This window comes from Streptomyces sp. NPDC005551, assembly GCF_042871785.1.
In the GTDB taxonomy this organism is placed as follows: Bacteria; Actinomycetota; Actinomycetes; order Streptomycetales; family Streptomycetaceae; genus Streptomyces.
The window spans coordinates 54,007-76,085 of record NZ_JBIAJE010000002.1; the positions used below are offsets into that span (position 1 = coordinate 54,007).

14 protein-coding genes are annotated in these 22,079 nt (G+C 72.3%); 9 read left to right on the top strand and 5 right to left on the bottom strand.

Features of this window, described 5'->3' with window-relative positions; all coding sequences use genetic code 11:
* The first annotated feature begins 445 nt into the window (after positions 1-445).
* From glnII to ACFYP4_RS04525, 5 genes are all read left to right on the top strand, one after another.
* Positions 446-1,474 (top strand): glutamine synthetase, encoded by a 1,029-nt coding sequence (gene glnII, locus ACFYP4_RS04505; RefSeq protein WP_358851646.1) that lies wholly within the window; start codon positions 446-448, stop codon positions 1,472-1,474.
* Between the two features lie 168 nt (positions 1,475-1,642).
* Positions 1,643-1,765 carry a hypothetical protein gene (locus tag ACFYP4_RS04510; protein WP_358851645.1) on the top strand — a complete coding sequence of 41 codons (123 nt, stop codon included), beginning with the start codon at positions 1,643-1,645 and terminating at the stop codon, positions 1,763-1,765.
* Between the two features lie 117 nt (positions 1,766-1,882).
* Positions 1,883-2,464, top strand: a complete 582-nt coding sequence (locus tag ACFYP4_RS04515; RefSeq protein WP_358851644.1) for a winged helix-turn-helix domain-containing protein — start codon at positions 1,883-1,885, stop codon at positions 2,462-2,464.
* A gap of 64 nt (positions 2,465-2,528) precedes the next feature.
* Positions 2,529-3,521 (top strand): NAD-dependent epimerase/dehydratase family protein, encoded by a 993-nt coding sequence (locus tag ACFYP4_RS04520; protein WP_388782797.1) that lies wholly within the window; start codon positions 2,529-2,531, stop codon positions 3,519-3,521.
* Between the two features lie 261 nt (positions 3,522-3,782).
* Positions 3,783-5,330 carry a DUF1996 domain-containing protein gene (locus tag ACFYP4_RS04525; RefSeq protein ID WP_358851642.1) on the top strand — a complete coding sequence of 516 codons (1,548 nt, stop codon included), beginning with the start codon at positions 3,783-3,785 and terminating at the stop codon, positions 5,328-5,330.
* Positions 5,331-5,442: 112 nt separating this feature from the next.
* Here the strand turns inward: ACFYP4_RS04525 and ACFYP4_RS04530 are convergent, their stop codons facing one another.
* Entirely contained in the window at positions 5,443-5,910 is a 468-nt protein-coding gene (locus tag ACFYP4_RS04530; protein WP_358851641.1) for a hypothetical protein, read from the bottom strand.
* A gap of 112 nt (positions 5,911-6,022) precedes the next feature.
* On the opposite strand from ACFYP4_RS04530, the gene ACFYP4_RS04535 reads away from it, so the two are divergent.
* The 4 genes from ACFYP4_RS04535 to ACFYP4_RS04550 all read left to right on the top strand — a co-directional run bounded on the left by ACFYP4_RS04535 (position 6,023) and on the right by ACFYP4_RS04550 (position 12,535).
* Positions 6,023-9,139, top strand: a complete 3,117-nt coding sequence (locus tag ACFYP4_RS04535) for an alpha-N-acetylglucosaminidase (protein WP_388782801.1) — start codon at positions 6,023-6,025, stop codon at positions 9,137-9,139.
* Between the two features lie 23 nt (positions 9,140-9,162).
* Positions 9,163-9,681: a tetratricopeptide repeat protein gene (locus tag ACFYP4_RS04540; RefSeq protein ID WP_358851674.1), complete on the top strand. Its 519-nt coding sequence runs from the start codon at positions 9,163-9,165 to the stop codon at positions 9,679-9,681.
* Between the two features lie 55 nt (positions 9,682-9,736).
* A complete protein-coding gene (locus tag ACFYP4_RS04545) occupies positions 9,737-11,647 on the top strand; it encodes a hypothetical protein (RefSeq protein WP_358851639.1) in 1,911 nt (636 codons plus the stop codon).
* 186 nt (positions 11,648-11,833) lie between these two features.
* Positions 11,834-12,535, top strand: a complete 702-nt coding sequence (locus ACFYP4_RS04550) for a TetR/AcrR family transcriptional regulator (protein ID WP_358851638.1) — start codon at positions 11,834-11,836, stop codon at positions 12,533-12,535.
* A 10-nt stretch (positions 12,536-12,545) separates the two neighbouring features.
* Here ACFYP4_RS04550 and ACFYP4_RS04555 read toward each other — a convergent pair whose 3' ends face one another.
* The 4 genes from ACFYP4_RS04555 to ACFYP4_RS04570 form a co-directional block, all read right to left on the bottom strand.
* Entirely contained in the window at positions 12,546-12,902 is a 357-nt protein-coding gene (locus ACFYP4_RS04555; RefSeq protein WP_358851637.1) for a 5-carboxymethyl-2-hydroxymuconate Delta-isomerase, read from the bottom strand.
* A 149-nt stretch (positions 12,903-13,051) separates the two neighbouring features.
* A complete protein-coding gene (gene pulA / locus ACFYP4_RS04560) occupies positions 13,052-18,481 on the bottom strand; it encodes a pullulanase-type alpha-1,6-glucosidase (protein ID WP_388783803.1) in 5,430 nt (1,809 codons plus the stop codon).
* Between the two features lie 235 nt (positions 18,482-18,716).
* On the bottom strand, positions 18,717-20,099 hold the full coding sequence (locus tag ACFYP4_RS04565) for an alpha-amylase family protein (RefSeq protein WP_358851636.1): 1,383 nt from the start codon (positions 20,097-20,099) through the stop codon (positions 18,717-18,719).
* 205 nt (positions 20,100-20,304) lie between these two features.
* Entirely contained in the window at positions 20,305-21,981 is a 1,677-nt protein-coding gene (locus tag ACFYP4_RS04570; RefSeq protein ID WP_358851635.1) for a glycoside hydrolase family 13 protein, read from the bottom strand.
* Positions 21,982-22,079 lie beyond the last annotated feature (98 nt).

Consider the following 22,079-nt stretch of genomic DNA (forward strand, 5'->3'; position numbering starts at 1 on the left):
GGCCCTTCGCCGTCGCATGCGGGAACACGCCGAGGGTCCCGCTTCTCCCACGCGGGAGGGGCGGGGCCCTCGACCGGTCCGGGACCTCGTCGACCGGTCCGGGACCCTCGACCGGTCCGGGACCCTCGACCGGTCCGGGCCCCCGCCCCTGCGCGGGCCCGGTGCGGGGCCCCCTGCGCGCCCGCAAACGCATCGCATACGAGCCGCCGCCCCGGCGGACGGTCCTTACGGGCCCTGACCTGCCGCCCCCCTCGCCCACGCCCTCCGTGCCCCCTCACCGCGTGACCCCGGGCACACGAGTCCCAGGTAACACGGGGTTCACCTGCGGGCAATGACCGGGAAATCGCCTGTTGACAGGCTGCCGGACATCCCAGCGGCGCCCCAGTGCCGCAGCGCCGCAGCACCCGCGCATGCGCCTGCAGACCCACCCCGAAGGATGTGGCCCGTGAGCTTCAAGGCTGAGTACATCTGGATCGACGGCACCGAGCCGACGGCCAAGCTCCGTTCCAAAACGAAGATCCTGGCCGACGACGCCAAGGGTGCCGAGCTGCCGATCTGGGGCTTCGACGGGTCGAGCACCAACCAGGCCGAGGGCCACGCCTCGGACCGCGTACTCAAGCCGGTCGCCACGTACCCGGACCCGATCCGCGGCGGCGACGACGTCCTCGTCATGTGCGAGGTCCTCAACATCGACATGACGCCGCACGAGTCCAACACCCGTGCCGCGCTCGCCGAGGTCGCGGAGCGGCACGCCGCGCAGGAGCCGATCTTCGGCATCGAGCAGGAGTACACCTTCTTCAAGGGCTCGCGTCCGCTCGGCTTCCCCGAGGGCGGCTTCCCGGCCGCGCAGGGCGGCTACTACTGCGGCGTCGGCTCGGACGAGATCTTCGGCCGTGACGTCGTCGAGGCGCACCTCGACAACTGCCTGAAGGCGGGTCTGGGCATCTCCGGCATCAACGCCGAGGTCATGCCCGGCCAGTGGGAGTTCCAGGTCGGCCCGCTCGCGCCGCTGGAGGTCTCCGACCAGCTGTGGGTCGCGCGCTGGCTGCTCTACCGCACCGCCGAGGACTTCGGCGTCTCCGCGACGCTGGACCCGAAGCCGGTCAAGGGCGACTGGAACGGCGCCGGCGCGCACACCAACTTCTCCACCAAGGCGATGCGCGAGGGCTACGACGCGATCATCACCGCGTGCGAGTCGCTGGGCGAGGGCTCGAAGCCGCTCGACCACGTCAAGAACTACGGCGCCGGCATCGACGACCGGCTGACGGGTCTGCACGAGACCGCCCCGTGGAACGAGTACAGCTACGGCGTCTCCAACCGCGGCGCCTCGGTCCGCATCCCGTGGCAGGTCGAGAAGGACGGCAAGGGCTACATCGAGGACCGCCGTCCGAACGCGAACGTCGACCCGTACGTGGTGACGCGACTGCTCGTCGACACCTGCTGCACCGCCCTGGAGAAGGCCGGCCAGGTCTGATCAACCCCCGCCTCCCGTGAAGGGGCGCCCGCCGGACCGGCGGGCGCCCCTTCCGTGTTCCCCGCCGGGCGCGGGAGACGGGATCGCGCCGAGGAGGCCCGGTATCACGTGCCGAGAAGGTCCCCACCGGAGCTGCTCAGGGCCGGGCTCATCTGCTTCAATGGACCCATGGCCAGCTTCCGGAAGTGCATCGCGACGGGTCGCCGCGACCTCGAGCCCTTCTGGCCCTCCCGTCAGCACCACGACTTCGACCGGGAGTGTTGTCGCGCGATGAACGCGCGGGCCCTCTAAAGCCGTTCACCCGGCCTTCGGCCAGCGCGCACGACGTACGTCCGCCGACTCCCCCGCGAAGACCTCGCGGCCGTCGGCACCACACGACGACTCCTCGCGCGAAAGAGCTGACCTCCCATGGCGAACACCCGTACCTTCTCCACCGCCGGCACCCTCACCGCTCCCGCCCCGACCGCCGCACGGCACCGGCTGCGCGCCGTCGACCGGGACGAGGTGGTCGATGTCGCGGACTTCCTCCCGCCGGGAGCCACCTGGCTGCCGGCTCCCCAGCACACCCTGCCGACGCTGCCGGGCCGCCCGCCGATGGTCGGCTACCTGGTCCTCGTCCCGGCCGACCAGCAGCCGCTGCTGCCGGTCGCCGTGCCGGACGCACCCGACGCGAGGGCGCTCGGTGAGGACGCCGGCGAACCGCTCGTCCGGATCGACCCCGTGCAGCGCACCGCGCGGGTCGACGGCCGGACGCTCGACCTGACGTACCTGGAGTTCGAACTGCTCGCCCACCTGGTCGCGCACCCCCACCGGGTGCACACCCGCGACCAGTTGGTCACCACGGTGTGGGGCTACGGGCACGTGGGCGACGGCCGTACCGTCGACGTCCACGTCGCCCGGCTGCGGCGCAAGCTCGGCGCGGAGCACCGCAAGGCGATCCAGACGGTGCGGCGGGTCGGGTACAAGTACGCCCCGCCGAGCGGACGCTGACCCCGAATCTCCTGTCAGCAGATTCCCGTTCCGTCCGGGCCGCCCCCCGGGCAGAGTCCCCGGCATGAGACTTCTGATGCTGGGCGGTACGGAGTTCGTGGGGCGCGCCGTCGTGGAGGTGGCGCTCGCCGCCGGCTGGGACGTGACCGTCTTCCACCGCGGGCGGCGGGCCGCCCCCGCGGGCGCGCGGACGCTGCACGGCGACCGCACCGCTCCCGGCGGGCTCGCGGCGCTCACCGAGGGCGAGTGGGACGTCGTCGTCGACACCTGGTCGGCGGCGCCGCGGGCGGTGCGGGACACGGCACGGCTGCTGGCGGGCCGGGCCGGGCGGTACGTGTACGTGTCGAGTTGCTCGGTGTACGCGTGGCCGGCCCCCGCCGGGTACACCGAGGACGCTCCTCTCGTCGGGGGCGCGTCGGCCGGCGCGCAACAGAGCGAATACGCGCGCGACAAGCGGGGCGGTGAGCTGGCCGTGCTGGAGAGCTTCGGTGCCGGCCGCTCGGTGCTGGTGCGCTGCGGGCTGATCCTCGGGCCGTACGAGAACATCGGGCGGCTGCCGTGGTGGCTGAACCGGATCGCGCGCGGAGGTCCCGTGCTCGCGCCCGGCCCTCGCGACCTGCCGCTCCAGTACGTCGATGTCCGCGACCTCGCCGAGTGGACCCTCGGGGCGGCGGAGGGTGCGATGAGCGGGGCGTACAACCTGGTGGGGCCGCCGGGGCACACGACGACGAGCGGGCTCCTCGACGCGTGCGCCCGGGTCACCGGCGGGCGGGCGGAGCTGCGGTGGACCGAGCCCGGGGCGATCCTCGCGGCGGGGATCGAGCCGTGGACGCACCTGCCCGTGTGGGTGCCGCCGGGCAGCGGGCTGCACGACGCGCTGCACGGGGCGGACGTGTCCCGTGCCCTCGGTGCGGGACTGCGGGTGCGGCCCGTCGAGGAGACGGTCGCCGACACGTGGAGCTGGCTGCGGAGCCTCGGAGGTGTGGCCCCGCAGCGGTCCGACCGGCCGGTGGTGGGACTCGACCCGGCCGTGGAGGCGAAGGTGCTCGGCAGGTGACCCGGGCGTGCCCGTGCCGGGTCGGTGCGGGCCCGCCCCCACCGCCGCGCCCGACCGCGCTGACTATGGTTCAAACCTGATTCGGAACATCAACTCCCTTGATTTCACAGCGTTCTGACCCCTTTGTACCGGAACTGGCCCCATGGGTTCACAAGTTCTTCCACGGTTCCTGAACACCCCACACGCCTCACGCGTATGGAAGGGAGCCGCTTCACTCCTGTCGGGCGCCTCGCTGCCCCGCAAGGAAGTCAGAGGAGTTCCATGGGACGCAACACGCGAAAACGCCGTTCACCGCTCGCCGTCCGCGCCATCGCCGCATCGGCGGCGCTGGCGATCGGCGGCGGCGGACTGGTCTGGGCGAATTTCTACGCTTCCGCGCACGAGGAGAACTCGGCGCAGAACAGCACCAAGGCCGCCGCCGCTCAGGTGGCCACCATCAAGTGCCCGGACGTGGGTCAGCAGTTGACCACTGTCCCGTACCGGGCACGATCCGGCGTCGACAGGGAGCTGGCGGCCCTCGACAAGCAGATCACCGAGGCCTACGCCCGGCTCGCCGCCACGCGCGACGCCGCGACGAAGGACACCGCTTTCGTCCAGAACGCCATCCTCGGCCCGCTGAAGGACAAGCGGACCGCGACGATCGAACGGATCAAGATCGGATTCAAGCGGGTCGGCAGCACCGCGCCGAGCTCGTTGGACGCTCTCGCGCCGTGCACCGGTGTCCCCGCGGCTCCGCCGCAGACCACCGACGGCCAGGCCGGCAACGGTCAGGGTCAGAACGGCGGTGGCCAGAACCAGAACACCGGCGGCCAGAACGGCAACGGTCAGGGCCAGAACGGCGGCGGTCAGGGCCAGGGCAACGGGGGTCAGGCCGGGATCGGCGGGCAGGCCGGCAACGGTCCGGTCGCGGCCGACTTCGTCGACATCACAAAGGTGCGGCCCAACGTGGCCCGCAAGGCACGGACCCGCGCGGCCGGCTCGTCCGGCACCTTCACCAGCTCCTGCGGTGTGAACGCCAACAAGAAGTTCAACACCGACAACGTGATCGTGGCGCCCGGTGTCACCAACGGCGCTCACCACCTGCACGACTACGTCGGCAACCAGTCGAACGACGCGTTCGCCAACAACGACACGTTCGCCGCGGCCCAGACCAGCTGCGCGAACCAGGGCGACAAGTCGTCGTACTACTGGCCGGTGGTGCGGATCCAGGACGGTACGCAGGACTTCGACCAGAACAACGACGGCGGCGGCAAGGAAGGCAACGTCGGCAAGGTCCTGCAGACCAAGCAGGCGTCCATCAAGTTCGTCGGCAACCCGCGGAGCAAGGTCGTCGCGATGCCGAAGTTCCTGCGGATCATCACCGGTGACGCGAAGACCACGACCAACGGTCTCGCGAACGCCAACGCCCACTGGAGCTGCACCGGCTTCGAGAACAAGGTGCAGCTGACGGAGCAGTACCCGATCTGCCCCCAGGGCAGCAGCGTGGTGCGCTCGTTCGCCTTCCAGAGCTGCTGGGACGGCCAGAACGCCGACAGCGCGAACCACCGTACGCACGTGGCCTTCGCCGACGCCCAGGGCAACTGCGCGAACGGTTTCAAGGCGATCCCGCAGCTGACGATGCGCCTCGTGTACGACGTGCCGCCGCCGACCGTCGCGAACGGTCAGGTCAAGAACGCCTACGCGGTGGACGGTTTCCCGGAGCAGCTGCACAAGCCGAGCACCGACCACGACGACTTCATCAACGTCTTCGACGAGAACCTGATGAACAAGATGGTCAACTGCATCAACACCGGCAAGAAGTGCAAGTGACCGGCTGAGCCGACTCACCGAGGAGGCCGGCGGCGGGAGATCCCGCCGCCGGCCTCCGGCGTTTCCCCCAGCGCTCCGGGAGTGCCCCCAGGGCACCCGCGAACCCGCGTGGTCAGCCGCTGTGGTGTCCGGAGTGCGCGGTCCCGGTCTCCGCGCCGCCACCACTCCCCGAGTGGTGCGAGGTCCCCTCCTCCATGGTTCCGCCGAGCCGGCCGCGCAGTGCCGTGACCGTCCTCGGCTCGCCGACGGCGACCCACTTGCTGCCGACGAGATACGAACCGCCGTAGTCCTTCGCCTCGTTGAGCCACTCGCGCTGACCGCGGTCGGTGGCGAAGGTGGCGAGGATGAACTTGCCGTCGGTGTTCTTGCAGACGGCCTGGCGGATCTCGTCGGCGTCCGTCTGGATGTCCGGCTCGCACTTCGCCTCGGAGGCCAGGTCCTCCAGGCTGCCGGTGGCCGTGGCCGGGACCTTGTCGTCCCCGGCTCCGGCGTCGCCCGACCCGCCGCAGCCGGTGAGCAGCAGCAGCGCCGCGGCGGCCCCCGTCGCGGCGGCCGCAAGCCCTTCGCGCGTCAACCTCATACGTTCCTCCGGTCCTATACGGCGACATGAACTCGCCAGCTCCGTTCGCACCGTTGAGCACGGACGCCCGTCCGGTTAGCGTGCCGCACCTGTCGAGACAGGGGGCGCGCAGATGAACAGTCCGTCGCGACGCACGGTGCTGGGCACGGCCGGTGCCATCGGCCTCGGGACCGCCCTCGGGGTGACGGTCCCGGCCCACGCCGCAGGGAGCCCCGGCGAGGGCCCCGCCTTCGATACGGCTCCCGCACGCTCCGCGCTCAATCGGCTGCTGCCCGGACATGCCGAGCAGTACCGCCTCGGTCCGGTCGTGTCCGCGGACGGGCGGGACCGTTTCCGGGTGACGGGCTCCACGGGACGCATCGAGGTGACGGGGACGAGCCCGGCCGTGCTGCTCACCGGCGTCCACTTCCATCTGAAGTACGTGTGCGGTGCCCACCTGGCCTGGAACGGCTCCCAGCTCCGCCTGCCGCGCCGGCTGCCCGCGCCCGCCCGCCCACTGGGCCGGGACACCGCGCTCCCCCACCGGTTCGTGCTCAACGACACCAACGACGGCTACACGGCCCCGTACGCGGACTGGCCGTACTGGGAGCACCAGATCGACCTCCTCGCCGCGCACGGGTGCAACGAGGTGATGGTCGTCGCCGGCATGGAAGCCGTCTACCACCGCCTCCTGCGGGACTTCGGGTACACCGACGCCGAGGCCCGCGGCTGGCTGCCCGCCCCCTCCCACCAGCCGTGGTGGCTGCTGCAGAACCTCGCCGGGTACGGCGGTCCGCTCTCCCCCGCGCTGATCGCCCGGCGCGCGGAACTGGGCAGCCGCATCGCCGGCCGGCTGCGCGAGCTGGGCATGGCCCCGGTGCTGCCCGGCTACTACGGGCACGTCCCCCAGGGCTTCGTGGCGCGCAACGGCGGGGACGCTCACGTCGTGCCGCAGGGCGTCTGGCACGGCTTCCAGCGCCCGGACTGGCTGGATCCGCGCACCGGCGCCTTCGCGGAGGTCGCCGCCTCGTTCTACCGCCATCAGCAAGACGTGTTCGGCGGGGCCGCCCACTTCAAGATGGACCTGCTGCACGAGGGCGGCACCGCCGGGGACGTGCCGGTGCCGGACGCGGCCCGCGGGGTGGAGCGGGCCCTGCGGCGGGCCCACCCGGGCGCGACCTGGGTGATCCTCGGCTGGGAGGCCAACCCGCTACCCGCGCTCCTCGACGCCGTCGACAAGGAGAGGATGCTGATCGTCGACGGTGTCTCGGACCGCTTCAGCGGCGTCACCGACCGCGAGCGGGACTGGGGCGGCACCCCGTACGCGTTCGGTTCGATCCCGAACTTCGGCGGCCGCACGACGATCGGCGCCCGGACGCACCTGTGGAACGAGAAGTTCTTCGCCTGGCGGGACAAGGCGGGCAGCGCGCTGGCGGGCACGGCGTTCCTGCCGGAGGCCGCCGACCGGGACCCGGCCGCGTTCGAGCTCTTCTCCGAACTGGCCTGGAGCCCCGCCCGGATCGACCGGGCCGCCTGGTTCTCGTCGTACGCCGACTTCCGGTACGGGCGGCGGGACCCCCGTGCCCGCGGCGCCTGGCGGGCCCTGCACGACACCGCCTACCAGCAGCGGGCCGTGGAGCGCAGCGACCCCCACGACTCGCTGTTCTGCGCCCGTCCCGACCTGGCGGCCGTCCGTGCCGCCGCGTACGCGCCGCGCGCCCTCACCTACGACCCCGGCCGCTTCGACGCCGCGCTGGCCGGGCTGCTCGCGGTGGCCGGGGACCTGCGGGGCAGCGCCGCGTACCGGTACGACGTGGTGGACGTGGCCCGGCAGGCGCTCGCGCACCGCAGCCGCCAGTACCTGCCGCAGCTGCGGGCCGCCCACCAGAGGCGGGACCTGCCCGCCTTCCGGGCGCTGGCCGCGCTGTGGCTGCGGCTGATGCGGCTGTCGGACGAGGTCACCGGGACGCACCCGGCGTTCCTCCTCGGGCCCTGGGTCGAGGACGCCCGCAGGCTCGCCACGGACGACGGGGAGCGCGCCGAGTTCGAGCGGACCGCCAAGGCGCTGATCACCGTGTGGGGCGGCCGGGCCACCTCCGACGCCGGGGACCTGCACGAGTACGGCAACCGGGAGTGGAACGGCCTGCTGGCCGACTTCTACCTGCCGCGCTGGCAGAAGTGGTTCGACGCGCTGGAGGCCGCCCTCGTCACCGGGACGCCACCCGCCCCCGTCGACTGGTTCGCGTTCGAGGAGCCGTGGACCCGGGAGCGCAAGGACTATCCGCTGCGGCCGTCCGGCGACCCGTACCGGACGGCCGCGCGCGTCCGGGACGTCCTGGCCCGCGCGCCCTACCAGGGCTCCCTCGCGGTCACCGCCGACCCGCCCGCCTTCCCGCCCGGCGGGCACGCGCGCGTGGAGGCCGTCTTCACCAACGTCAACGGCCTGCGCGCCACCGGCCGCGTCGACTTCGCGCTCACCGGTGTCACGGCGCATCCCGACGGCCCCACGTCCCTCGCCTCGGTGCCCGCCGCCGGGACCGGAACCGTCCGCTGGCGGGCGGACGCCCCCGGCACTCCGCTGGACCGCCCGCTGCGCCCCCTGCCCTACACGATCGGGGTCCGCTACGGCCCGCGGGGCGAGGACCGGGTGCGAGCCGACTTCGACGGCACCCTCTTCGAGGCGGGGCCGCTCGCCGACGGCTGGACGGCGTACACGAACAACGCGGCCGTCTTCGGACAGCTCGGCGACCGGTTCGCGATCGACGGCGGGGGCGCCGACCTGTGGAAGGGCACCGCGGAGTTCGGCACCCTCTACCGGGCGGGAGCCCTGACGGACGGGGCCGTCGTGACGCTGCGCGTCGACGCCCAGGCCGTCACCGGTCCCTGGGCCCGGGCGGGCATCGTCGCCCGCGACAGCCTGGCGACCCCCGGGTCCGGGGGCTTCCTCGACCTGGCGGTCACCCCGGCCAACGGGGTCGTGCTGTCGTACGACTCCAACGGCGACGGCACCCTCGACACGTACCGGCGCCTCATTGGGATCGGGGCGCCGGTGCTGCTGCGCCTGACGCGCGCCGGGGCCTCGTACACCGGCGCGTGCTCCACGGACGACGGGGCGACCTGGCGGGCGGTGGCGACCGTGCCGGTGCCGGGCGGGGCCGACGCCCAGGACGTGGGGATGTTCACGAGCGCGGCGAACGGGGGCGGGGGCGCGCGCGGGACCGCGGAGTTCAGCGGCTGGAGGATCACGTGACGCCGTGGTCCGCACCGGCACGCCTGTGCGAGGGTGGGTCTGTGAACGACGACTGGGAAAAGCGCGTGGCGTCCGCCTGGGCCACCTTCGACGACTACGACGAGGCACGGGCGGCGGACTTCCGTGCGGTGATCGACGAACTCGTCGCCGAGCTGCCGGACGACAGCCCCGTCCGCCCCTTCGAGCAGGCCTGCGCCTGGGACTCGACGGGCCACTCGGACCGGGCGGTGCCGCTCTACCGGGAGGCACTGGCGGGCGGACTCGACAGCTACCGCGCCCGGCGCACCAAGATCCAACTCGCCAGCTCGCTGCGGAACATCGGGCAGGCGGAGGACGGCGTCCATCTCCTCACCCCGGAACTGGTCGCCCCCTCGGACGAGTTGGACGACGCCGTACGCGCCTGCCTCGCGCTCTGCCTGGCCGACCTCGGCCGGGAACGCGAGGGTCTGGCCCTGGTGCTCGGCGCCCTGGCTCCCCATCTGCCGCGCTACCAGCGGTCGATGGCGAACTACGCCCGGCTGCTGGTGGAGCCCGACGCGTAGGGCCCCGGCCCGCGGGCCGAGGTGACCAACCAACGATCCGCTCGTTCTGCTGAACGTGCAGTCACAGGATGTAGCCCCGCGCCCCGCACCCGGAACGGCCGTCGACGTCGAGCAGGCCGAGGCCGCGCTCGTCGAGCACTATCCGCGGCTCGTCCGGCTCGCCTATCTGGTGCTGCCGCCCAGCCTCGGCCGTGACCGCCGGGTGCTGACGGCGCACGCCCTGACCCAGCGGGCGCTGCCGCGCGGACGGACCGCCGCGTGCGTGATCCCCGCCCAGGCGAACGGCCGCGACGGCGACCCGGGCTATGCCGTCGTGCGCCTCCACGTGGTGCGCGGCGCGCTGGACGCCGCCCTGCCCCTGAGGCGGCGGGCCTGGCCCAAGCGGTCCCAGCTGCCGCCGCTGCTGCCGCAGGTGTGGGGTCTGCGGCTCTTCCCGCGCTCCGGCGGCGCCGACGAACTCGCGCTGGACCGGCGGCTGTCCGGCCTCACCGGACCGGCCCGCGCGGCCTTCGCCCTGCGCGCCCTGGAGCAGCTGTCCGACGCCGGCGTGCGCGAGGTGCTCGACGCGGCGGGCGTCGACAAGCCGGGTGCGGCGCTCGCGGAGGCCCGCGCCCTGACCGGCCGGGACGAGCTGCTGCTCTCCCCCGCGTTCGACCCCTGCTCGCTGCACGCCCGCCCCACGGACCTGATGCGGCGCAGGCAGCACATGAAGGCCGCGCTCGCCGCCGCGGCGGCCGTCGCGGTGTGCGGGGCGCTGCTCGGGCTGCCCGGCGGCGGCTGGGGCCCGGACGGGGCCGCCGCACCCGCGTACGCGCAGAACCCGGCCGCGGAGGCAGCGCTGGACCCGGCGCGGGTGGTGAAGGTGCCCGCGACGCAGTGGCGGACGTCCCCGCGCACCGACTTCTCCGTGTGGCCCGCGCGCGGGAACCTGACCGGGGACAGGGCCCTGCTGCGCCGGGCCCTCGCCGTGTGGGCCCGCCCGGGCGAGACCGTGCGGGTCTCGGCGACCCCGGGCACGCCGTCCGGCGCTCCCCCCGGCCCGGCCCAGCTCCTGTACGCGGGTGACGTCGACTCCGCGCGCGTGGTGCTCCTGTACGACGGACTGCGCATCGTCCGGTACGCCGAGCCGAAGGGTTCCGCGAACGGCGCCGCCCTCGACTTCGCGCGGGTGGACGGCGCGAGCGACGCCGAGTCGGGCGCGGTGGTCCTCGACCGCGCCGACGGCAACGTCCGTTATCTGACGGCGCCCTGGGTGCGCGGGGCGGCCGAGCTGGATCTGCTGAAGCCCGCGCTCGCCCCCGTCGACCTGGGCCTTTCGCGGGACGGGGTGACGGGGCCGCTGGCGAGCCCGGTCCAGCAGAGGGGCACCTGCCGGTCCTGGCGGGCGCTGCGGCTGGCGGGCGGTACCGGCGGCGCGGGCCCGCGCCTGCTGAGCGACCTCGGCGAACTGACCCCGGCCCACCTCACCGCGGGCCGGCCCGGCGCGCCCCGTGAGGCCACGCCGCAGAGCTGGTCGCCCTACGCCTGCTCCCTGGCCTCGGTGCGCTCGCAGGGTGTGCGGTCGGTGAACGCCTGGCAGTTCGCGCGGCAGTCGCTGCCCGACGGGAGCGGGGCCGGCGCGTGGGTGTGCACCCGGGCGGAGACCTGGCGGGGTGCCGACGCGCGTGTGCTGGCGCAGTTCCACACGCCGGGCGGGCGCTTCGGGGCGGTGGCGGCGAAGTCCGAGAACGCTCCCGCGTGCGGGTCGCGCGATCCGCACGTGCTGGCGGGCGTGCTGTGGAAGTCGGCCGCGGGGTCCTGGTACCTGCTCGCCGCCGGCAGCAGGGACATGGTCTCGGTCAGTGCGACGGGCGGGGTCCGCGGGACGGCGCAGGGGAATCTGCTGACCCTGCGGACGAAGCAGGGGGCGCGGGCGGAGCTGACGGGGACGCTGACGAACGGCGCCTCGGTCACCGGCCTGCGCTGAGCCGCGGTGACGGCCGACAGGGCCTCCCGTCGGACACCGTGACGCCCCGTCAGCGGACGCGGAGCGTGACGGACCGACGCTGGTCCGTGTCCCGCGGGCGAAAGGCGAGCGCAGCATGCCCGTCAGCTGAACACCCCTGGCCGGACCGGCACGTTCCGGTACGGCTCCGATCGGTAAGGTGTTCGTATGACGACCGGGGTGCGCCGCAGGATGGGTGTCGAGGAGCGACGGGAACAGTTGATCGGCGTCGCCCTCGACCTGTTCAGCCGGCGCTCGCCCGACGAGGTCTCCATCGACGAGATAGCCTCCGCCGCCGGCATCTCGCGACCGCTGGTCTACCACTACTTCCCCGGCAAACTCAGCCTGTACGAAGCGGCGTTGCAGCGGGCGTCCGACGATCTCGCGGGGCGTTTCGTGGAGCCGCGGGAGGGGCCGCTCGGGGCGCGGCTGCTGCGGGTCATGCACCGTTTCTTCGACTTCGTGGACGACCACGGGCCCGGCTTCTCGGCGTTGATGCGCGGCGGCCCCGCCGTCGGCTCGTCGACCACCAACGCGCTGGTCGACTCGGTGCGCCAGGCCGCGTACGTCCAGATCCTCGCCCACCTCGGGGTGGAGAAGCCGCCCGCCCGGCTGGAGCTGGTGATCCGCTCGTGGATCTCGCTGGCCGAGTCGACGGCGCTGATCTGGCTGGACGGGCGGCGGATTCCGCGGGGCGAGCTGGAGACGCAGCTCGTGCACGACTTCGGCGCGCTGGCCGCCGTGAGCGCGGCCTACGACGCCGAGACGGCCGCGCTGCTGCGGCGGGCCTTCGAGAGCGAGCCGGCCGAGGGGCCCTTCACGGACCTCGCGGTCCGGCTGATCTCGCTGGCAACACCCCCGGCGCCGTAGCCGCGGACGCTCACGCCTCGAACTTGCGGTACGACGGGTCGAGGTCGCGCACTTCTGCGGACACGTGCAGAGCGAGGCCCCCGGCGGGCTTCACATACGTCTTGAGCAGCTCCACGACGGCCTCGGTCAGCTCGGCCTTGGTCTCCACGCTCCGCCCGGCCAGGAGCCCGAGGGTGACGTGGACGACGGCGTGCCCGCCGGTGTCGGCGCCTACGACGGTGTCCTCGGCCGGACGGAACTGCGTCTTGCAGGCGCCGATCTTCGCGGCTGCCGTGTCGACGACCCGCGCGTGCAGCGCCTGCGCGAACCCGCTGCGGTCGAAGGCGTCGGCGAGCGTCGCGGAGTAGTCGACGGTGATCTGCGGCATGGGCACTCCTGTTCCAGGGGACGTTCCCGTCACCCTAAGGGCTGTCCCGCGTGCGGTGCGATGCCGTCCCTGGACGGGGGCCCGCGCGCAGCCCCGCGCCGGGGACCGGTGGGGGCGGGCCCGCGGGCCCGCCCCCACCGCCCGCACCGCTAGCGCGAGGTGCGGGCGAACACCGCGACGGTGCGGGCCGGGACGGTGAACGTGCCGGATCCGGCCGTGTAGGCGGCGCGCTTGACGGTGGCGTCCGCGCCCGCCGCCTGCACCGGATGCAGCGCGTACGCCGTTCCGGCCAGGGCGTGGACCGTCTGTTCCCGCTTCTCGGGCGTCGCGTTGAAGACGACGACGAGGTCACCGAGCTCCATCGTGATCACGCCGGGTGTCTCGTCCTTGCCCGACAGCGGGAAGGAGAGCTCCGACTGGACCCGGCCCGCGGTGCCGAGCCGGAACGCGTCCTCGGTGGTACGGATCCTCAGCAGGTCCCGGTACGCGGCCGAGGTGCCCTCGATCTGCTCGCAGCCCACCTCGACCGATGTCAGCAGGGGCTTGGCGTAGGGCCACTTGGACTTGTTGTCGGCGGCCGGGGGCAGCCCGCGCCCGAAGCCGTTGCCGTCCTCGCAGTTCCAGTGGACGGCGTTGAACCAGTCGCCGCTGTCGTAGGAGTTGCGGTCCAGCGACTTGGAGCGCAGCAGGTCCGAGCCGGCCTGGGAGAGCGAAGGCCCCTGGGAGAGGGCCGCCGTCGCCATGGCGAGGACCTGCATACGGGCCCGGCTGTCAGCCGGGGTGCCCTCGGGCAGCTTGTACGTCAGCGCGTCGAACAGCGACTCGTTGTCGTGCGCGTCGGTGTAGGCGAGGGCGTCGCCCGGTGCGTCGGCGTATCCGGCGGGCGCGCCGTTGTAGTCGACCTCGGAGCCCTTGACGTCCTTGCCGCCGGAGTCGGTGAAGCGGTATGCGGCGAGGTTGCCGCTCAGACCGACCTTGATGAGGTCCTGGTAGTGCAGCAGGCGTGCCTTCTGCTCGGCCGAGGTGCCGTTGGCGGTGGAGGAGTTGGGGTCGGTGTACAGGCCGGAGGCGAAGCCCTGGACGCCGGGGTCCTCGTCGAAGGGGCCGCCGCCGCGCACGGCGTCCCGGGCCCGGTCGGAGAAGGTCGCGATGCCCGTGCCTGCCATGTTCTTCTGGGTGGCCTGCACGAAGCGGGCGTCGTCGGCGACCTCGCCGAAGTTCCAGCCCTCGCCGTACAGGACGATCTTCTTGCCGTCGACGCCGTCCTTGCGGAGGGTGAGCGCGTCGAGTGCCTTCCTGACCGCGAGGATGTTGGCCTTCGGGTGGTGCCCCATGAGGTCGAAGCGGAAGCCGTCGACCTTGTACTCCCGGGCCCAGGTGACGATGGAGTCGACCACCAGCTTGCCCATCATGGCGTTCTCGGTCGCCGTACCCGCGCAGCAGGTGGAGGTGGCCACCGAGCCGTCGGCCAGGAGCCGCTGGTAGTAGCCCGGCACGACCCGGTCGAGCACGGAGGTGTCGGCCTGGCCGCTCGCCGCGGTGTGGTTGTAGACGACGTCCATGACGACCCGCAGGCCGTCCTTGTTCAGCGACTTGACCATGTCGCGGAACTCGACCGTGCGCCGGGTGCCGTCGGGGTCGCTCGCGTAGGAGCCTTCGGGGACCGTGTAGTGGTACGGGTCGTAGCCCCAGTTGTAGGCGTCCTCGGCGGCGGTCCTCGCCACGCACTCCTGCTGCTTCTCGGAGTCGGCCGCGTACGAGGCGAGGTCGCAGCCGGTGCTCGTGCGGCCGGTCTTCCTCTCGGGGATGGTGGCGATGTCGAAGGCGGGCAGCAGGTGCACGTACGACGTGCCGGCCGCGGCCAGTTCCCTGAGATGCTTCGAGCCGTCGCCGTCCCGGTCGGTGAAGGCGCGGTAGGTGCCCCGGTCGGCGGCCTTCACCGTGCGGTCCTCGACGGAGAAGTCCCGGATGTGCAGCTCCTGGATCTGGGCGTCCTTAAGCGGCACCGCCTTCGGCTTCTTCAGGGACGACCAGCCGGCGGGCGCGAGGGACCGGTCGGCGAGGTCGACGACGAGGCTGCGCGCGGAGCCGGCGGTCAGGGCGACGGAGTACGGGTCGGTGACCTTGTTGGTGACCACCTTGCGGACGGTCGGCGCCCACACCTCGACGACGTACCGGTAGGGCTGGTTCTTCCAGGACTTCTTCCCGGTGACGGACCAGACTCCGGTGGCGTCGTCCCGCTTCATCGCGACGGTGGAGCCGCCGAGTTCGAGGCGCACCGACTGTGCGGTGGGCGCCCATACGGCCAGCGTCGGCCGGCCCCGGTGGAACGTGGGTCCGAGGTGCGCCTTCGTCGCGTCGTACAGGTCGTCCAGTACGCCGGCGAGCTGCACGCCCGTCGCCGCGAGTACCGCGCCGTTCGCGGCGCGCTGGGAGGCGACGACCTGGCCGCGCAGGGCGGCGCGCACCCGGTCGCGGTCGCGCGGGTCGACGGACCAGGCCGTGTACCCCTTCAGGTGCGGGAACCGGGCCTTCTGCGCGTCGGTGAGGCTGGTCTTCGACAGCCGCAGCCAGCGCTCGTCGTCGCTGGTCAGCGTCCCGTTCTCGACGGTGATCGAACCGTGGCGGGAGGCGAGGAGCTGGGTCGAGGCGGCCCCGTCGGCGCCGTTCCAGGCGACCGTGTCGCGGTCGATCCACACCGCCTTGGAGGTGGTCGGGTCGAGTGCGGCGGCACTGCCCGCGGGCTGCGGGAGCAGGTACTTCTCCTGGCCGCCCAGCATCCACACCTCGTGGCCGTCCGCCGTGAGGTCGAGGGACTGGTCGGTGGGGAGGTCCTTCGTGTCGCCCTTGTGCAGGATGTAGCTGAGGCTGGTGGCGCCCTCGGCGAGCGGCACCTCGAAGACGGCGCCGTACGCGTCCTTCCTGGCCGGTTCCAGGGGCTTGGACCAGTCCGTGCCGTTCGCGGCGCCGGTCCACACGTGCAGGCCCCAGCCGTCGTAGTCGCCGTCGGCGCGGTGGTAGTGCAGGACCGCCTTGGACCTGTCCGGCGCCGGGCCGTCGGGCCGCTCCGTGCGGAGGGCCTCCTTGCCCTGTTCGACCCAGACCTCGCCGGTCTTCGTGACGTCGATGGTGCGGTCGGCGGAGACGTCCTTGTTGCCGTCCTTGTCGATGACGAGGAAGCCCACGGAGGAGGCGCCCGGCTTCAGCTTGACGTAGGCGAAAGCGCCGTAGGCGTCCCGGCCGACGAAGTCGTGCCCCGCGGGCCAGCTCGTGGACTCGCCGTCCGCGAGGTCGCCCCAGGCGTACAGCCGCCAGTCGGTGTAGTCGCCGTCGGGGCGCTTGTAGTGGACGACCGCGTAGTTCCGTGAGGAGGCGGTGGGCACCTCGGCGGCGGGCGGGGTCCCGGTGGTGCTCGTGGCCGTCGCGCTCGCGGTGCGTCCGGCGGAGTCGACGACGACCGCCTTGTAGCGCAGGGCGGTGCCGGCGGGCACGTCCTCGCCGACGGTCTGGGTGACCTTGTACGGGGCGTGGTCGGCGGAGCCGAGGGTGCGCCACTTTCCGTCGCCCACCTGGGCGGCGAAGACGACCCGGTTCATCCGGCCGCCCTCGACGTCGGCGGAGACTTCGACGGTGCCGGTCGCGCCCGCGGCGGGGGACTTGAGGGTCAGGGCCGGCTCGGCCGCGGGGGCGGCGAGCCTGCCCGCCGCCTTCAGGACGACGGCGGATCCGGCCGGGACGGTGACCGTCACCTTCTTCTCGGCGTCACTGGTCACGACGGAGGAGGTCCCGTAGATCCCGCGGAACGGCATGTCCGCCGAGCCCGTCGCGAAGGTCGCCTCGCGCTTCTCGTCGGCGTTGTTCACGGCGACGACGTACTCGACGCCGGTCCTCGCGTCCGTGCGGGAGAAGGCGTACACCCCGGGTCCGTCGGCCGCGTACCGCTCCGTCTGGACGCCGTCGGCGAGCGCCGGGTTGTCCTTGCGGAGCTCGGCGAGTGCGGCGATCCGCCGGTAGAGCGGGGCGCTCGTGTCGTAGGCGTCGCTCGCGTGCGTGCGGTCGGTGCCCAGTTCGTCGTCGTCGAGGTAGTCGGCGGCCTTCGCGGCGAACATCGGCTGGCGGGCGTCCTTGTCGCCGCCCGCGCCGGTGAAGCCCTGCTCGTCGCCGTAGTAGACGACGGGGTTCCCGCGGCCGAGGAACATCAGCTCGTTGGCGAGGCGGTCCTTCTTCAGCAGTTCGGCGTCGCTCGCCTTCGGGTTGTCCTGCTTGAGGAAGGATCCGATGCGGCCCATGTCGTGGTTGCCGAGGAAGGTGACCTGCTCGTACGCGTTGGCCTTGTCCGTCGTGTACTTGTAGTCGTCCCCGAAGACGGCGGCCAGCTTCCTGGCGCTGCCGCCCTGGGAGGCGTACGAGCGGGCCGCGTCCTGGAAGGGGAAGTCCAGTGTGGAGTCCAGGCGCCCCTGGGTCACGTACGGCGCGGTGACGGACGTGTCTGCGGAGTACACCTCGCCGAACATGAAGAAGTCGTCCCGGCCTCGCTTCTTCGCGTAGGCGTCGAGCGCCGTCGCCCACTGCGTCCAGAACTGCATGTTCACGTGCTTCACGGTGTCGATCCGGAAGCCGTCGATGCCGTAGTCGCCGACCCACTTCTCGTAGATCCGCTCCATGCCCCGCACGACTTCGGGACGCTCGGTCCACAGGTCGTCGAGGCCGGAGAAGTCGCCGTACGTGGAGCTCTCGCCGGCGAAGGTGGAGTCGCCGCGGTTGTGGTACATCGTCGGGTCGTTGAGCCAGGAGGGGACCTTGGCGTTCTTCTTCGCGGCGGGCACGACCGGCGTGCGCGGGAAGGAGTCGCGGTCGACCGGCGGGAACGGCTTCGTGCCGTCCGCGTGGTCACCGTCGTCGAACGGCTCGCCGTCCTTCGTCAGATAAGGGAAGGCGCCTTTGGAGAGGTAGCCGTAGGACTTCTCCTCGTAGTCGACGACGTCGGCCGTGTGGTTGGTGATGACGTCGAAGAAGACCTTCATGCCCTTGGCGTGGGCCCTGGAGATCAGCATCTTCAGGTCCTTGTTGGTGCCGAAGTGCGGGTCGACCCGGGTGAAGTCGGTGATCCAGTAGCCGTGGTAGCCGGCGGAGGCGTCGGCTCCCGCACCCTGCACGGGCTGGTTCTTGAAGATCGGCGCCATCCAGATGGCGGTGGTGCCGAGGCCCTTGATGTAGTCGAGCCTGCTGGTCAGGCCCTTGAGGTCGCCGCCCTGGTAGAACCCCTTGTCGGTGGGGTCGTAGCCGGTCGACAGGCGCGACCCGGTCAGGCCGCCGCGGTCGTTGGAGGTGTCCCCGTTGGCGAAGCGGTCCGGCAGGACGAAGTAGAACTGCTCGCGGGTGGCGTCGTGCCGGGACGGCTCGGCGGCCAGTCGCGCGTCGGACGGCGGCGGGGGCGGGGCCGCGGCGTGGGCCGCGACGGGCTGCACGAGGGCGGCCGCGAGGGCGCCCACGACGACGGCGGCGAGCCGTCCGCGGTGCGGGGTCAGTCCGGAGTGCGCGGCGCGGCGCGCCCCGGGCGCCCGCCATCTCGGTATCAGGGCCACAGGCGTGAACTCCTAGCGAATACGGCTCGATTGGGTCCGACCCCACCACCGCGGCCCGGCTTCTGTGCCGGGCGCCGGCGTGACCGTACCGCTCACGCAAGCTTTACAGCAAGAGTCTTGAAAGCAGCGGCAAGAAGTTTCACAGCGGGCCCGGTCCGGAGGGTGGTCCAGCACACGGCCCGGCCCGCCGTGGGGCGGCGGGCCGGGCCGTGGCGCGTGGTGCGGGGAGTCAGCAGCTGGACTTGCCGACGTGGATCGCCAGTGCCGTGTTGGCCGCGAGGGTGGCCGTGAACTGGCCGGAACCGTTCACCGTGACCGTCGTGTTGTTCTGCACGTTGCAGTACGTCCCGGCGGCGAGGGAGGTCTGGAAGGTGCGGCTCAGCGAGCCGGACTCGTGGTTGACGGCCACGAAGCCCTTGCTGCCCCGGCCGAAGGCGATGGCGTCGCCGCCGTTGTCCCACCAGTTGGTGACGGCCTGGCCGCGGGTGGCGTTGCGGAAGGCCACCATGGACTTGATCTCGGGCCAGGCGTGCTGGCACTTCCAGCCGTTCTGCCAGCAGGCGTTGACCGTACCGCCGTTGGGCGGTCCCGCGTCCGCGTCCGAGAACTCGTAACCGGAGTTGATGTCCGGTGCGCCGTACGGCCAGGCGAGCATGAAGACGTTGGCCAGGGTGTAGGTGGCGCCGTCCTTGTAGCTGAGCGTGGAGCCGTTGCGCTCGGTGTCGTGGTTGTCGACGAAGACGCCCGAGACGCCGCTGCTCAGGTAGCCCCAGCCCTCGCCGTAGTTCTTCAGGTAGGCGAGGTTCTCGTTGTTGAAGACCCGCTTGAGGTCGTAGGCGTAGCGGAACTCCTGGACGTCGCCGTTGCCGGTGTACTCGCCGGGCTGGACGGCCTCGCCCGAACCGTAAATGACCTCCTGCTTCCAGTAGGCGGAAGGGTTGGTCAGCCGGGACTTGATGTTCGCGAGGTCGGCGGCGGGTATGTGCTTGGCACCGTCGATGCGGAAGCCGTCGACGCCGTAGCCGAGCAGGGAGTTGAGGTAGCCGGCGATGGTGGCGCGGACGTACTCCTCGCCGGTGTCCAGGTCGGCGAGCCCGACGAGCTCGCAGTTCTGCACGTTGGCACGGTCGCCGTAGTTGCCGACGGTGGCCGTGCAGTCGTTCATGTCGTTGGCCGAGTACAGGCCGGGGTAGTTGTACTTCGTGTAGGACGAGCCGCCGGTGCCGGTGCCCGAGCCGGCGGACATGTGGTTGACGACGCTGTCGGCGACGACCTTCACACCCGCCGCGTGGCAGGTGCTGACCATGTTCCGGAAGGCGGTGGCGTCACCGAGGCGGCCGGCGATCCGGTAGCTCACGGGCTGGTACGAGGTCCACCACTGCGCGCCCTGGATGTGCTCGGCGGGCGGGGACACCTGGACGTATCCGTACCCGGCCGGGCCGAGGGTGCTGGTGCACTCCTTGGCGACCGAGTCGAATTTCCACTCGAAGAGGACGGCGGTGACGTCCTTGGTGCCGGGTGGGGACGCCTGGGCCACTCCTGTGGGAAGGGTGACCGAGGCCGCCATGCCCGCCGCGAGGACGGATATGGCGGCCAGAGTTCTCCTGGCCATGTGATCTCCTGCACTTCGTCGTGCGGGTGGGGGAGGTGCGGGGACCGGAGGTTGCGGACTGAACAACGCCGGTGTGATCGGGACCGTAGCGCTTGCCGACAAGTTTCAGCAAGATGTCGCAAGAAATTCCAACTCGCTTCGCGGTACGGCCCCTTGGCCCGCCCTCACCCCTGCCCGCCGAGGCACAGGAAGCTCACCCGTTCGGTCAGACGCCCCACCAGACGGTGGTGTCCGCGGGCAGCTTCACCTCGTCGTCCACGACGGTCACCGCACCGTTGGAGACCAGCACCCGCCCGTACGCCGGGACCGTCACGGACGCGGCGCCGGTGTTCGCCGTGCAGACGAAGTCGCCGCGGCGGAAGGCCAGTACGCCCTCGGGTGCCGGCAGCCACTCGACGGCGTCGCCCGCCCCGAGGTCGGCGCGCTCACGCCGCACGGCCAGCGCGGTGCGGTACAGCTCCAGGGTGGAGCCCGCCACTCCCGTCTGCGCCTCGATGCTCAGCTCGCCCCAGCCGGCCGGCTGGGGGAGCCAGCTGCCGCCGTCGCCGAAGCCGTACGAGGAGCCCTCGCGGGTCCACGGGATCGGCACCCGGCAGCCGTCGCGGAATCCGTCCTGCCCGGCGCCCCGGAAGTACGCGGGGTCCTGGCGCACCTCGTCCGGCAGGTCCACGACGTCCGGCAGGCCGAGCTCCTCGCCCTGGTAGAGGTACGCGGAGCCGGGCAGCGCCAGCATCAGCAGGGTCGCGGCCCGCGCCCGCCGCAGTCCGAGCTCACGGTCGCCCGCGGTGCGGATCTGCGTGCCGAGGCCGGCCTCGTTGGCGAAGCGCGTGGCGTGCCGGGTCACGTCGTGGTTGGAGAGCACCCAGGTGGCGGGGGCGCCGACCGGGCGCATCGAGTCCAGGGTGCGGTCGATGACGGAGCGCAGTTCGGCCGCGTCCCAGTAGGTGCCGAGGTACTGGAAGTTGAAGGCCTGGTGCAGTTCGTCGGGGCGCACGTAGTTGGCGGTGCGCTCGATGGTCGGGGTCCACGCCTCGGCGACGAAGATCCTCTCGCCCGCGTACTCGTCGAGGATCGTGCGCCACTGCCGGTAGACGTCGTGCACGCCGTCCTGGTCGAAGAACGGCATGACATCGTTGCCCAGCAGTTTCAGCTGCTCGTGGGATCCCAGGTCCGGCAGGCCCGTGGCCTTCACCAGCCCGTGGGCGACGTCGATGCGGAAGCCGTCGACGCCCATGTCGAGCCAGAAGCGCAGGATCGAGCGGAACTCGTCGCCGACCGCCGGGTGCTCCCAGTTGAAGTCTGGCTGCTCGGGTGCGAAGAGGTGCAGGTACCACTCGCCGGGGGTGCCGTCCGGCTCGGTGACCCGGGTCCACGCCGGGCCGCCGAAGATGGACTCCCAGTCGTTGGGCGGCAGTGCGCCGTCCGGGCCCTTGCCGGGCCGGAAGTGGTAGCGCTCCCGCAGCGGCGAGCCGGGGCCCTCCCGCAGCGCGCGCTTGAACCACTCGTGCTGGTCGGAGGAGTGGTTGGGCACCAGGTCGACGATGATCCGCAGGCCCAGCCCGTGGGCGTCGCGGATCAGCGCGTCGGCGTCCAGGAGGTTGCCGAACATGGGGTCGACGGCGCGGTAGTCCGCGACGTCGTAGCCGGCGTCGGCCTGCGGCGAGGCGTAGAAGGGGCTCAGCCACACGGCGTCGACACCGAGGTCGCGCAGGTACGGAAGTCGGGAACGTACGCCCTCCAGGTCGCCCATGCCGTCGCCGTTGCTGTCGGCGAAGCTGCGCGGATAGACCTGGTAGATCACCGCGTCGCGCCACCAGTCGCGGTGTGCGGCGACGGTGGCGAGAGCGGAGGTCGGGGCCTGGTCGGTGGAGTGCTGGCTCATGGCGTCCTTGATGCGATGGGGGTCCCCCCGGGCGGCCGGGGCCGGGAGCGGGGGGAGCAGTTCGGGTCATGGAAGCGGGTGATGAGGCGGCCGCGACG